11 protein-coding genes are annotated in these 13,509 nt (G+C 73.2%); 5 read left to right on the top strand and 6 right to left on the bottom strand.

Going from position 1 to position 13,509, the window contains the following annotated elements; genetic code table 11:
* Positions 1-28 precede the first annotated feature (28 nt).
* The 6 genes from ACIGW2_RS22810 to mtrA all read right to left on the bottom strand — a co-directional run bounded on the left by ACIGW2_RS22810 (position 29) and on the right by mtrA (position 7,613).
* Positions 29-784: a response regulator transcription factor gene (locus tag ACIGW2_RS22810; RefSeq protein ID WP_361582925.1), complete on the bottom strand. Its 756-nt coding sequence runs from the start codon at positions 782-784 to the stop codon at positions 29-31.
* Between the two features lie 225 nt (positions 785-1,009).
* Positions 1,010-1,690, bottom strand: a complete 681-nt coding sequence (hpf, locus tag ACIGW2_RS22805; protein ID WP_356071882.1) for a ribosome hibernation-promoting factor, HPF/YfiA family — start codon at positions 1,688-1,690, stop codon at positions 1,010-1,012.
* Between the two features lie 295 nt (positions 1,691-1,985).
* On the bottom strand, positions 1,986-2,837 hold the full coding sequence (locus tag ACIGW2_RS22800) for a ComF family protein (protein WP_399845418.1): 852 nt from the start codon (positions 2,835-2,837) through the stop codon (positions 1,986-1,988).
* 190 nt (positions 2,838-3,027) lie between these two features.
* Complete coding sequence (locus ACIGW2_RS22795) at positions 3,028-4,794, bottom strand: LpqB family beta-propeller domain-containing protein (protein WP_399845882.1); 1,767 nt, start codon at positions 4,792-4,794, stop codon at positions 3,028-3,030.
* Positions 4,795-4,891: 97 nt separating this feature from the next.
* Positions 4,892-6,934 (bottom strand): MtrAB system histidine kinase MtrB, encoded by a 2,043-nt coding sequence (gene mtrB, locus ACIGW2_RS22790; RefSeq protein ID WP_361582919.1) that lies wholly within the window; start codon positions 6,932-6,934, stop codon positions 4,892-4,894.
* Between the two features lies 1 nt (position 6,935).
* Positions 6,936-7,613 (bottom strand): two-component system response regulator MtrA, encoded by a 678-nt coding sequence (gene mtrA, locus ACIGW2_RS22785; protein WP_009333493.1) that lies wholly within the window; start codon positions 7,611-7,613, stop codon positions 6,936-6,938.
* A gap of 341 nt (positions 7,614-7,954) precedes the next feature.
* Here mtrA and ACIGW2_RS22780 point away from each other — a divergent pair, with 341 nt between their 5' ends.
* The 5 genes from ACIGW2_RS22780 to ACIGW2_RS22760 are packed head-to-tail and all read left to right on the top strand — an operon-like array spanning position 7,955 to position 13,351.
* Entirely contained in the window at positions 7,955-9,160 is a 1,206-nt protein-coding gene (locus ACIGW2_RS22780) for a hypothetical protein (protein ID WP_399845415.1), read from the top strand.
* Between the two features lie 4 nt (positions 9,161-9,164).
* The gene (locus tag ACIGW2_RS22775; protein ID WP_399845412.1) at positions 9,165-9,842 is read left to right on the top strand and encodes a DUF4129 domain-containing protein; all 678 of its coding nucleotides are present in this window, start codon (positions 9,165-9,167) and stop codon (positions 9,840-9,842) included.
* Positions 9,839-11,062, top strand: coding sequence for a DUF4350 domain-containing protein (locus ACIGW2_RS22770; RefSeq protein WP_399845409.1), 1,224 nt, complete (start codon positions 9,839-9,841; stop codon positions 11,060-11,062). Before ACIGW2_RS22775 ends, ACIGW2_RS22770 begins: the two co-directional genes overlap by 4 nt.
* Positions 11,059-12,042, top strand: coding sequence for an AAA family ATPase (locus ACIGW2_RS22765; RefSeq protein ID WP_399845406.1), 984 nt, complete (start codon positions 11,059-11,061; stop codon positions 12,040-12,042). The genes ACIGW2_RS22770 and ACIGW2_RS22765 overlap by 4 nt, the downstream gene beginning before the upstream one ends.
* A 13-nt stretch (positions 12,043-12,055) precedes the next feature.
* Entirely contained in the window at positions 12,056-13,351 is a 1,296-nt protein-coding gene (locus ACIGW2_RS22760; protein ID WP_391655763.1) for a DUF58 domain-containing protein, read from the top strand.
* The last annotated feature ends 158 nt before the right edge of the window (positions 13,352-13,509 follow it).

The raw sequence follows: 13,509 nt of genomic DNA, 5'->3' as shown, positions 1-13,509 counted from the left end.
TTCTTCAGCCGTTCTCTCAGCCGTTGTCTCAGCGGATCTCGAGGATCTTCTCGCGCATCGCGTAGACCACGGCCTCCATCCGGGAGTGCAGCTGCAGCTTCTCCAGGATGTTGCGGACGTGGTTCTTCACGGTGTTCTCGGAGATGAACAGCTCCTTGGCGATGTCCCGGTTGTTCATCCCGGTGGCGACGAGCTTGAGGACCTCCAGCTCGCGGTCGGTCAGCCGGGGCGCGGGCACGAGCCGGCGCTCGTCGGTGCGCTGGATCATCGACTTGAACTCGGTGAGCAGCTTCGAGGCCATCGAGGGGCTGATCTGCGACTGCCCGTCGGCGACGGCGCGGATCGCGGTGGCGACCTCGTCGGTGGAGATCTCCTTGAGGAGATATCCGGTGGCGCCGGCCTTGATGGCGTCGTAGAGGTCGGCCTCCTCGTCGCTGATCGTCAGCATGATGATCTTGGCGCTGGGGGCGACCTCCTTGATGGAGGTGCACGCCTCGATTCCGCCGCGCTTGGGCATGCGGACGTCCATCAGGACGATGTCGGGCAGGAGATCGGCGGCCTTGTCGACGGCTTCCGCGCCGTCGCCCGCCTCGCCGACGACCTGGATGTCCTCCTCCTGCGCGAGGACGATCTCCAGACCGCGGCGGAAAAGGGCGTGGTCGTCCACGACGAGGACCCGGATCGGTTCGTCGCGCGACGCGTCGTTGGCCGAATCCATTACCTCCGGGTTCACCGGCTCGTCGAGCGTTCGCCCGCCGTGCACCGGCCCGAAGCTGTCCGCCATCGTTCCTCCCCCATGAAGGCCGTGGCCTGAAGTCGTGTACTGGTTCGCTTTCGGTCCCAACCGCTGCCCGATGAGCACCGGTTGGCGTGCACCCCATGCTTTCATGCCGCGGCCACCGCGCGGTGATCCCATGGGCGCACGTGGGCGCACAGGGGTGCCCCTGGGAGCGCACGGGGCGCTCCAGGGGCACCGGTGTCGTGGTCCGCGCGGGGCGGGCCCGGAGGGTCAGCCGCCGAGCGCGCCGCCCGCGCCGCCACCCTCGGCCAGCGGGTCGCTCTCCAGGTGGATGACGCCGTAGTCGTAGGCGTGTCGGCGGTAGACGACGCTGGGCTGCTTGGTGTCGGAGTCGACGAAGAGATAGAAGTCGTGCCCGACCAGCTCCATCTCGTAGAGCGCCTGGTCGAGGCTCATGGGGGCGGCACTGTGGGTCTTCTCCCTGACCACCAGCGGCCCTTCGCCCTGGACCTCGATCGAACCCATCATCGTGGTGGGCACGTTCTGGGTCTCGTCGGCGACCAGTTGACCGCTGCCGTCGAGCTGGGCGGCGCCGTGCACCACGTCGCCGACCTCGGCCGCGGACAGCCGGCCGGCGCCACGGCGGGTGAAGCGCTTGTCGTGCTGCTTGCGCAGTCGGGCCTCCAGCTTGTCGCTGGCGAGGTCGAGCGCTGCGTACGGGTCGCCTGCTGCCGCTTCCGCCCGGATCACCGGGCCTCGGGAGTGGAGGGTGATCTCCACGCGGTCCGACCTGTCGGCCTGCCGCGGGTTGTGCTCCTTGGACACCTCGACGTCGAGGCTGATCACCTTGCCGTCGAGCTTCTGGATCTTCTCCAGCTTCAGCTTCTCGGCCACGTGCTTCCGGAACCGCTCGGGCACCTCGGTCTTGCGGCCCTTGACGACGATGTCCACGCAGAACTCCGTTCCCGGATTGCCCGTCCCGGCTCCTTGGCCCGGCGGGCTACATCCCTTTGCACCAGACCCCGGCGATTACCGGAGTCTCGGACTTGGCGACCTGACCTCCTCCTCCCCAGTCGACAAGCTCCCCACCCCATCAACGAGAGGTTAATTCGCCTTGAACTCCTGTCCTGTAGGCGCACCCGTGCATTCGATGAGGTGTGGCATTCGCCATTCCTCACAACCGAACATAGCTCGTTCGGACGGGTGTCGGCACCCGCTGGAGCCGGTTACCTCCGTTCGGGTGTTTTCACCTCTCACCACCTGCAACGACGCAAGTTCCCCGCGAGTTCCGGTTTATTTCGAACGAGGACGGAGAAGATGCGACTACCGCTGCCGCGGCCTGTTCGAATTCGCCTTCAGTGACGCCTCCCGCCGGTCCTCCCTTCGGCCTGTCCGGTAATCCGGGGTACATGAACGGACGGTGTACGGAGCGGAGCCCCCGCCCCGCCGCCGCGAGCGCCCGCGCCGCCTCCGCGAGCGAGGCCCCGGTGGTCATCAGGTCGTCCACGAGCACCACCCGCGCCCCCGCCCGCAGGGCCTCGCCGAGCGGCCCGAGCCCGGCCGCCGGCACCTCCAGGGCCCCGGCCAGGTTCGCCCGCCGCCCGCGCGCCCCCAGACCGGCCTGGTCGGCCACCTCCCGCCGCTGCCGCAGCACCGGAAGGACCCGCGCCGCCCGGCCCGTACGCCGCAGCCGGCCCGCCGCGGCCAGCGCGATCCGCCACGTCGGATCATGGCCGCGTGCCCGCACCGAGCGCCTCGAAGACGGCACCGGTACGAGGAGCAGCGGGCGGCCCCCGAGCCCGCCCCGGCCCCCGGCGACGGCCGTCACGGCCCCGGCGAGAGCCGTGCCCAGCGGCCCCGCGAGCGCCAGCGCGCCGCGCTCCTTGTGGGCGAGCAGCACGGCCCGCGTCGCGCCCTCGTAGGCGGCCGCCGCGAACACCACCGGCAGCCCCGGCGGCTCCGGCGCCGGCCGCACCCGGCGGGCCGCGCCGGTGAGCTCGACCGCGCACGACGGGCACAGCGCCGTACGGGGTCTGCCGCAGCCTCCGCAGGAGCCCGGCAGCACCAGCCCGGCCATCTCTCGCCACCACCCCCGCATGGCTCCACTGTCCTCCTGCCCGGCGCCTCCGGCCACCCCTGTGGACAACCACCGCGAACAGCCTGTGGACAACGGCGAAGGGGACACGAAGAGGGCCCGGACCGCACATGCGTGCGGCCCGGGCCCGTACGGGCGCGGGGACGGTGTTCGGCCCCGGGGGGAAGCGGGTGCCGAGGGTGAGGTGGACGGCTCAGCCCGGGTAGACCGGTGAGCCGCCCTCCTTCACCACCGGCTGCCAGTTGGTGCCCGGCATCAGCCGGACGATGCCGTCGTTGCCCGAGTCGGCGACCACCGGAGCCTGCTCGCCGTGCGGTGCGGCGACCGCCTCGACACCGTTGAGGCCCGGCAGGACCGAGGTCGCCGAGGTGGAGCCGTCCGTCTGCACGTAGCGCACCTGCTGCACCCCGCCGGCCTCCGTGCCGACCACGACGAGCCGGCTCGGCCCGGCCCAGGAGACGGCGGTGACCGACTCCAGGCGCGGCGCCGCGTTCTCCAGGTCCGTCACGGCGACCGTCTGCACGCCGTCCTCGAAGGTCCGCTCGACCCGCCCGATCTGCAGCGTGGTCCGCTTGTCCTGGGTGACCAGGAGCGCGATGCGCACCCCGTCGGCGGAGAGCCGCAGCGACTCGATCCGGGCGCCGTCCCGCAGCCACGGCGTGGCGACCTCGATCCGCTCGCCCCGGCCGCCCGGCACCATCCACAGGCGCGGCCTGAGCGGATTGCGGTCGGCGACCCACAGATCGCCCCGGCCGTCCCAGCTCGGCGCCGACAGACGGTTGTCGGGGAGGGCGGCGCTGCTGGTGACGACGGGCGCGGGCAGTTCCTCGTCGGTCGTCAGCGAGCCGACGCGCAGCTCGCGCCCCTCCAGGACGACGCCCGCCGCGTGGCTCTCCTCCCGGTCCACGGCCACCGACCGCAGCGGGACCGTGCCCTTGCCGAAGGGCCCGGTCACCTCGGTCGGCTTGTCGGGCCGCTGCCCGTCGACGGACAGCATCATCAGCTTGCCGTGCTCGTCGACGAAGTAGGGGTTCTCACCGGCGCCGGGGTTGCGGACCGGCGAGTACTCGTCGAGGGCCTGCCCCTTGCCGAGCAGGCACAGCCGGTTGCGCCCGCTGTCCTGGATCTCCACCTGCTCGACCCGTACCGAGGTCAGGTCGCGCAGCGTGAACAGCAGCTGCGCCGCCATCCCCTTGCAGGCCGCCGCGCCGACGTGGTCGGCCTTCTCGTTGAGCGGCACCTTCAGGGTGGACTGGTCGTCCGTGACCAGCGTGGTCACGCCCTCGCGCAACTGCGTCCCGGACGGGAAGCGGGTGTCGACGGCCGGGTCGAGCCAGCCCGTCGGGCCCTCCAGGAGCGCCTTCACGGTCTGCGCCACCGGGTCCATGCGGGTGACCGGGTCCTGGCGCTGCCGGATGTAGACGGGGTCGGCGACGACCCAGTTCTCACCGGAGGCGAAGTAGTACTTGTTGACCGAGCGGTAGTTGCGCAGGAAGTCCGCCTCGCCGAGCACCAGGCCCTGCGGCAGCTTGTCGATGCGCCACTCCTTGCTCTTGCCGTCCGCCGACGGCTGCTGCACCACGTGGATCGACTGCGTGTACTCGGCGGGCGCCTTCGGCTGGTACGCGTGACTGGCGTCCACCGTCGCGATCTGCCGCCCCGACAGCGGGAAGGTCCGGCCCTTGCTCTCGGGATCGGCGAGCCGCACGGCCGGGTCGCGGCCGGGCGCGTTGGTGAGCACGGCGATGCTCTCCTCCGGCTTCCAGCCGCGCGCCGCCTCCTTCGTCAGGTACTTCCGCGCGGTGGCGAAGCCGGGGTCGTCACTCGTCATGGCCTCCAGGAAGCCGTCGACGATCTCGTCCGGATCGGCGCCCTCCCGGGGCGCCACGGCGTACACCCGCACCTGCGAGTCCCCCGGATTGGAGGCCTTCACGGGCTGGACGTCACCGCTGTCGGGCATGGTCGCGCAGCCGCCCACGAGCAGCGTGCCGCACGCCACGAGGACCGCGATCCGTACTGTCCTTCCCCGCCCCAGGGGCTCCCGCTTCCCTCGAAGGTCAGCGCCCACCAGTTCCGTCCTCCCGCTCGGCGCGCGTCGACGCCATCGCCTCACCACCCCCGTCTCCCGCGGGGTCCTCCGCGCCCTCGGCGGACCGGGACACCACCCGTGCGCCGTTGCCCGGCAGGGCCGTCGGATCGACGGCCGCCCGCGGCACGGCGGGCATCCGCGGCGGTACGGGCAGGGCCGGGCGGTCCCCGGCGGGCTGCACCGGCACCGCCGACAGGCGCGCCCCCGCGCCCGTGCCGCCGGCCGGCTCGTCACCGGCCCTGCGCGCACCGCCCGCGGCGAGCGCGGCCTGCTCGCGGTTGCGCCGCGAGTCCTCCGGCTCCAGCGGGATCGGGGAACCGCGCAGCGGCTCGTCCGCGGTCCGCGGCAGGGTGAGCCGGAACTGCGAGCCGCCGCCCGGCTCGCCCCAGGCCTGCAGCCAGCCGCCGTGCAGCCGGGCGTCCTCCACCGCGATGGACAGGCCAAGGCCCGTACCTCCGGTGGTGCGGGCGCGGGCCGGGTCGGCGCGCCAGAAGCGGTTGAAGACCCGGGTCGCCTCGCCGGGCTTGAGGCCCACGCCGTAGTCGCGCACGGCGACCGCGACGGCCCCGCCGGCCGAGGCCAGCTTCACGACGACGTCCCGGCCCTCGCCGTGCTCGACGGCGTTCACGACCAGGTTGCGCAGCACCCGCTCGACCCGGCGGGCGTCCGCCTCGGCCACCACGGGCTGCTCGTCACCGGTGACGACGATCCGGCTGCCCTTGCGCTCGGCCAGCGGCTCGGCGCCGCCGATCACCCGCCGCACCACCTCGCGCAGGTCGATCGGCGCGGCCTCCAGGGCCGCCGCGCCCGCGTCGAAGCGGCTGATCTCCAGGAGGTCGGAGAGCAGCGACTCGAAGCGGTCGAGCTGGTCGCCGAGGAGCTCGGCGGAGCGCGCGGTCACCGGGTCGAAGTCGGCGCGCGCGTCATGGATGACGTCGGCGGCCATCCGCACGGTGGTCAGCGGGGTGCGCAGCTCGTGCGAGACGTCGGAGACGAAGCGCCGCTGCATCCGGGACAGCTCCTCCAGCTGCTGGATCTTGAGCTGGAGGTTCTGCGCCATCTTGTTGAAGGCCTCGCCGAGGCGCGCGATGTCGTCCTCGCCGGTGACCTTCATGCGCTCCTGGAGCTTGCCGACGGACAGCCGTTCGGCGATCCCGGCGGCCATCCGCACCGGCGTGAGGACCTGGCGCACCATGAGCCAGGCGATGGCGCCCAGCAACACCAGGAGGAACAGCCCCGCCGTCGCCAGGGTCGTCTTGACCAGGGCGAGGGAGTCCTCCTCCTGCGTCAGCGGGAAGAGGTAGTACAGCTCGTACGGGGTGCCGTCGGCGTCGTTGAGCCGCTTGCCGATCACCAGGCCGGCCTCGGAGGGCTTGCCGCTGGTGTAGTGGATGCGGGCGAACTTCTGGTAGGTGCTCGTGCCCTGAGCGACGTTGTGCCGCAGGTCGGCGGGGATGCTCGTGGTCGGGTCGACCTCGCCGGAGGCGCGGGCGCCGCGGCTGGCGGTGTTGCCGGTCTCCAGGGACAGCGCGACCACGTTGTAGGCGCTCTGGCCGCCGCTGGCGAGCTGCTCGACGAGCGTCGAGCGCCAGTTCACGGACGCGCCGGCCCGGCCGCCGTCCTGCTCACCGGGCTGGGAGGGCGTGGTCGCGGCCCGGTCCTGCGCGGCGGAGAACCCGCCGGCCGCCTGGCTCTGCGCCGCCTTCTCCTTGGCGTCGAGCAGGCCGTTGCGCACCTGGCCGATGACGACCAGGCCGAGCAGCAGCACCACTCCGAGGGACATGAGCAGGGTGCCCGCGACGACGCGCACCTGCAGATTGCGCCGCCACAGCCGTACGGCGGGCAGCAGCGGACGCCGCACCCAGCGCACGACGAGCCGGAACACCGGCCCGCCCGGGGCACCGTCCTGGAGCAGACGGCCGAAACGGGAACCCCCCCGTCCCGGTCCGGCAGCCCGCCCCGTACGGACTCCCGGGTTCCCGGGCTTCGGAGCAGCACTGCCTGCGCTCATGTCAGCTCGGTCCTGCCTTGTAACCGACACCGCGGACGGTCACGACGATCTCCGGGCGCTCCGGGTCCTTCTCGACCTTCGAGCGCAGCCGCTGGACGTGCACGTTGACCAGGCGGGTGTCGGCGGCGTGCCGGTAGCCCCAGACCTGCTCCAGGAGCACCTCGCGCGTGAACACCTGCCACGGCTTGCGGGCGAGGGCGACGAGCAGGTCGAACTCCAGCGGCGTCAGGGCGATGGACTGCCCGTCCCGCTTCACGGAGTGACCGGCCACGTCGATCACCAGATCGCCGATGGCCAGCTGCTCGGGCGCCGGCTCCTCGGACCTGCGCAGCCGCGCCCGGATCCGGGCGACGAGCTCCTTCGGCTTGAACGGCTTCACGATGTAGTCGTCGGCGCCGGACTCCAGGCCGACGACGACGTCGACGGTGTCGCTCTTGGCCGTGAGCATCACGATCGGCACCCCGGACTCCGCCCGGATCAGCCGGCACACCTCGATGCCGTCCCGCCCGGGCAGCATCAGGTCGAGCAGCACGAGGTCCGGCTTGGCCTCCCGGAAGGCCGCGAGCGCCTTGTCGCCGTCCGCGACGAACGACGGCTCGAACCCTTCACCTCGCAGCACGATCCCGAGCATCTCGGCCAGTGCGGTGTCGTCGTCGACGACGAGAACGCGTCCCTTCATATCGACATCATCCCATTTCCGTATCAGTCTCAAGGCGGCTGGTGAGATACCTCACTGACCTGCGGTGACGCCCGTGATAGCCCGCCGTGAACTGCCGGTGTCCCTGGGTGTCGACGTCAGACCTGATGGTCAAGCCCTTGCCCCCGTGGTCGCCCTGCACCGTACCCCGCGCCACCCCCTCCGGCCCATGGAGCGAGCCGCCCGATCCGCCAGGCCCCGCCCGGCGGAGGGGCCCGCGTGGCACGATGGCTCCCGGCCCGCCGCCCGGACAGGCGTACGGCCGCAGAGACCGAGCCGGTTCGGCGAGCCGGCCCCGCGACCATTCCTCGAGGTGGACGACCGTGAACGACACTCCGGGCTGGACCTCGCCCGGATCTGCTCCCTCCGACGGCCACGACGGCTCGGGCGTGTCCCGGCCCGCCTCGCCCGGCGACGCGAACGGCTCCGCCCAGTGGTCGAAGGAGCAACCGCCCGCCGGGCAGTGGCAGCCGCCGACCGCCCCCGGTGCCGCCGCCCCGCCGCAGGCCCCGGCCCGGGCCCAGAGCGGCGGCTGGAACGCGCCGCCCCCGTACGGCCACTGGGGACCGCCGCCCGCCGCGAAGCCCGGTGTGGTGCCGCTGCGGCCGATGACCCTCGGCGACATCCTCGACGGCGCCGCGACGACCATGCGCCGCTACTGGCAGACGGTCCTCGCGATCAGCCTCGGCGTCGCCGTCGTCGCCCAGCTCGCGGACATCCTCAGCATCCGCTTCCTGGCCTCGGAGCCGGTGCCGCTCGACCCCGACGCCACCCCGGCCGAGGCGCTCGCGCAGAGCGTGGACTCGCTGAAGAGCGCGCTGGTCCAGTCCGGCCCCTCGTACATCATCATGATCGGCGCCGGAGTCCTCTGCTCCGCGCTGCTCACCGTCGTGATGAGCCGGGCCGTCCTCGGCCGCCCGATCACCCTCGGCGAGGCCTGGCGGGACGCCCGCCCGCGGCTCCTCCAGCTCCTCGGCATCACGTTCCTGGTGATCGCCCTCTCCGCCGCGATCATGCTCGTCGGCGTGCTGCCCGGACTGCTCCTCGGCGGCAGCGCCGGCGACGGCCTGGCCTTCGTGGGCGGCTTCTGCGCCTTCGTCGCCGTCGTCTGGCTGACCATCGCCCTCTCCCTCGCCTCCCCCGCCCTCATGCTGGAGCGCCAGGGCGTCGTCAAGGCGATGAAGCGGTCCATGAAGCTGGTCCAGGGCTCCTGGTGGCGCATCTTCGGCATCACCCTGCTCACCAACGTGATGGTCGCCGTCTTCTCGATGCTGGTCGCCGTCCCCTTCCTCATCCTGGCCACGCTCGCCTCCGGCAGCGGACTCGACGCCTTCATGGACGGCTCCGTCGCCGAGACCGGCTGGACCTTCCTGATCGTCGTCGGCATCGGCGGCGTGATCACCAGCGCCCTCACCTACCCGCTGACCTCCGGCGTGACGGTGCTCCTCTACATCGACCAGCGCATCCGCCGCGAGGCCCTCGACCTCGAACTGGCCCGCGCCGCCGGCCTCCCCGGCTACGGAGGCTGATGGCGTGACGATCACGGGGGGCACGGCCGGTGACACACCGGTCGACATTCCGCGCGTCCCCGCCCGCGAGGCGGCGGAGCGCGAACTGTCCAAGCCGATGTACCACGAGAACGACCCCAGCCTCCTCCAGCGCGCTCTCGACCGCTTCTGGGACTGGGTCGACGGCCTCTTCGAGGCCGCCTCCACCGCGACCCCCGGCGGCACCGTCGGGCTCGTCGCCGTCGTCATCGTCGTGCTCGCCCTGATCGGCGCCCTCTGGTGGCGCCTCGGCACGCCCCACCGCACGCCCGCCACCGGCGGCGACGCCCTGTTCGACACGGCTCCCCGCACCGCCGCCGAACACCGGGCCGCCGCCACCCGGCACGCCTCCGCCGGCCAGTGGAACCAGGCCGTCCAGGAACGCATGCGCGCCATCGTCCGCTCCCTCGAAGAGCGCACCCTGCTCGAACCGCGCCCCGGCCGCACCGCCGACGAGGCCGCCGCCGAGGCCGGCCGCCACCTGCCGACCCACGCCGACGCCCTGCGCTCCGCCGCCCGCACCTTCGACGACGTCACATACGGCGGCCGCAGCGCCGACGAGCCCGCGTACCGGCGCGTCGAACAGCTCGACACCGCCCTGGAGCGCACCAAACCGGTCCTCGCCACGAGCAGCACCGACGGCTTCACGGAGGCGCCCCGATGAGCCGCCGCACCGCCACGCCCCGGGCCGCCACCTCCACCTCGCTCACCCCCCGCCAGCTGTGGGGCCGCGCCCGCGGCGCCCTGCTGCTCATCGCCGTGGCCCTGATCGGCGGCCTCGTCCTCGCCACGGTCCGCTCCGGCGACCACGGCGGCCGCCTCGACCCGCGCTCCGCCGACCCGCACGGCAGCCGCGCCGTCGCCGAACTCCTCAAGGCCCACGGCGTCAGCGTCGACGTCTTCGACACCCTCGCCGACGCCACCGCCGCCACCAGCGCGGACACCACCCTCCTCGTCACCACCCCCGACCTGCTCACCCCGGAGCAGCAGTCCACGCTGTACGGGGCGATGAGCCGCTCGGCCGGCCGCACCGTCCTCCTCGGCGCCGGCGCCGCGAGCCTGGACACCCTGGCCCCCGGCATCGCCACCGACCTCAGCGCCGCCGTCGCCACCCGCGCTCCCGGCCCGGCCTGCGCCCTCCCGGCCGCCACCCGCGCCGGCACGGCCGACCTCGGCGGCGAGCGCTACCGCACCGGCACCGCCCCCACCGCCGACGCCTGCTACCCGGCCGACGGCCTGCCGACCCTGGTCCGCCTCCCCGGCCCCGGAACGGACGCCGCCGACACCGTCCTCGTCGGCTCCCCCGAACTGCTCTACAACAAGCGCCTCGCCCAGCAGGGCAACGCGTCCCTCGCCCTGCAACTCCTCGGCTCCCGACCGCATCTCGCCTGGTTCCTCCCCTCGCTCTCCGACCTGCCCCCGGACCCGGAGGCCTCCGACGACCCCGGCTCCGCCTTCCTCGACCTGATCCCCTCCGGCTGGCTGTGGGGCGCCCTCCAACTCGCCCTCGCCGCCGTGCTCGCCGCCGTCTGGCGAGCCCGCCGGCTCGGCCCCCTCGTCCCCGAACGCCTCCCCGTCGCCATCCGCGCCTCCGAGGCCACCGAGGGCCGCGCCCGCCTCTACCGCAGGACCGACGCCCGCGACCGCGCGGCCACCGTCCTGCGCACCGCGACCCGCGACCGGATCGCCCCGCTCCTCGGCCTCCCCGCCAAGGACGCCCACTCCCCCGATCTGCTCCTGTCCGCACTCTCCGCGCGGATCCCCGCGACCACCGCCGCGGTCCACCGGACCCTCCTCTTCGGCCCGGCTCCCGCCGACGACGCCGCCCTCGTCCGCCTCGCGGACCAACTCGACGCCCTCGAAAGAGAGGTACGCACCTCATGAGCGCCCCGACCCCCGAGACCGTGACGCCCTCGGACGCCGCCCGCGCCTCCCTGGAGGCCCTGCGCACCGAGATCGGCAAGGCCGTGGTCGGCCAGGACCCGGCCGTCACCGGACTCGTCGTCGCCCTGCTCTGCAAGGGCCACGTGCTGCTCGAGGGCGTCCCCGGCGTCGCCAAGACCCTCCTGGTGCGGGCCCTCGCCACCTCGCTCGAACTCGACACCAAGCGCGTCCAGTTCACCCCTGACCTGATGCCGAGCGACGTGACCGGCTCCCTCGTCTACGACACCCGGACCGCCGAGTTCTCCTTCCAGCCCGGTCCGGTCTTCACCAACCTGCTCCTCGCCGACGAGATCAACCGGACGCCCCCGAAGACCCAGGCCTCGCTCCTGGAGGCCATGGAGGAACGCCAGGTCACGGTGGACGGAACCCCCCGTCCGCTGCCCGAGCCCTTCCTCGTCGCCGCGACCCAGAACCCTGTCGAGTACGAGGGCACCTACCCGCTGCCCGAGGCCCAACTCGACCGCTTCCTGCTGAAGCTGACGGTCCCGCTGCCCTCACGCGAGGACGAGATCAGCGTCCTCACCCGGCACGCCCAGGGCTTCGATCCGCGCGACCTGAAGGCCGCCGGAGTCCGCCCCGTCGCCGGCCCCGCCGAACTCACCGCCGCGCGCGAAGCGGTGGCCGAGGTCGCCGTCTCCGCCGAGATCGCCGGCTATGTCGTCGATATCTGCCGTGCCACGCGTGAATCCCCCTCGCTCACCCTCGGCGTCTCCCCCCGAGGAGCCACCGCCCTGCTCTCCACGGCGCGCGCCTGGGCCTGGCTCACCGGCCGGGACTACGTCACCCCGGACGATGTGAAGGCCCTGGCACTGCCGACCCTGCGGCACCGTGTCCAACTGCGGCCCGAGGCCGAGATGGAGGGAGTCACCTCCGACTCCGTCCTCAACTCGATCCTCGCCCACGTCCCCGTACCTCGCTGAGAACGGCACTCTCATGGCCCTCACCGGACGAACCGCCCTGCTCGCCGCCATCGGGTCGCTCCCCGTGGGCATCCTCGCGCCCAGCTGGACGGGGATGCTCGCGGTGAACGCGCCGCTCACACTCGCAATTCTGTGCGACTACGCGATGGCCGCGCCAGTGCGAAAGCTCCAGTTCACCCGAAACGGTGACACAACGGTTCGACTGGGTGACGCCGCCGAGGTCCGACTCACCGTCACCAACCCGTCCGGCCGCCGACTTCGCGCCCAGCTCCGCGACGCCTGGCCCCCCAGCAGCGCCCAGAGCCCCCCGCGCCAGCGCCTGACGGTCCCCGCCGGCGAACGCCGCCGCGTCACCACCGTCCTGCGCCCCACCCGCCGCGGCGACCGACGCGCCGAACGCGTCACCGTCCGTTCCTTCGGCCCCCTCGGCCTCGCCGCCCGCCAGGGCAACCACGAGGTCCCCTGGACCGTGCGCGTCCTGCCGCCTTTCACCAGCCGCAAGCACCTGCCCTCGCGCCTGGCCCGGCTCCGCGAACTCGACGGCCGCACCAGCGTCCTGACGCGTGGTGAGGGCACCGAGTTCGACAGCCTCCGCGAGTACGTCCCCGGCGACGACACCCGCTCCATCGACTGGCGGGCCACCGCCCGCCAGACCGCGGTCGCCGTCCGCACCTGGCGCCCCGAACGCGACCGCCACATCCTCATCGTCCTCGACACCGGCCGCACCTCGGCCGGCCGCGTCGGCGACGTCCCCCGCCTCGACGCGGCCATGGACGCCGCGCTCCTGCTCACCGCCCTCGCCTCCCGCGCGGGCGACCGGGTCGACCTCCTCGCGTACGACCGCCGCCTCCGCGCCCAGGTCCAGGGCCGCTCGGCGAGCGACGTCCTGCCGGCCGTGGTCCAGGCCCTGGCCCCGCTCGAACCCGAACTCGTGGAGACCGACGCCCGCGGCCTCGCGGCCACCGCCCTGGCCCGCGCCCCGCGCCGCTCGCTCATCGTGCTGCTCACGGCTCTGGACGCCGCCCCCGTCGAGGAGGGCCTCCTCCCGGTCCTCCCGCAGCTCACCCAGCGCCACACGGTTCTGGTGGCCTCCCCGGCCGACCCGCACGTGGCCCGCATGGCGGGCAACCGCGGCACGATCGAGGGCGTCTACGAGGCCGCCGCGGCCACCCAGACCCAGACGCAGCGCCTCCGTACCGCCGAACAGCTCCAGCGCCACGGAGTCACCGTCGTGGACGCGGCCCCGGACGCCCTGGCCCCGGCACTGGCGGACGCGTATCTCGCCCTGAAGGCGGCCGGCAAGCTCTGATCTGTGCCCGGCATTGCCCGGCGTCGGCCGGGACCGGCGCCGGGCCGTCTGCGGGGTCGTGGACCGGGCCGTGAACGCAGAAAAGCCCCGCACCATACGGTGCGGGGCTTTCCCACAAAGATTGTTCGGCGGCGTCCTACTCTCCCACAGGGTCCCCC

This window comes from Streptomyces sp. NPDC053541, assembly GCF_044544705.1.
GTDB lineage: Bacteria > Actinomycetota > Actinomycetes > Streptomycetales > Streptomycetaceae > Streptomyces.
Note: the sequence above shows the minus strand (reverse complement) of the source record. Positions and strands in the feature narration are given on the sequence as shown.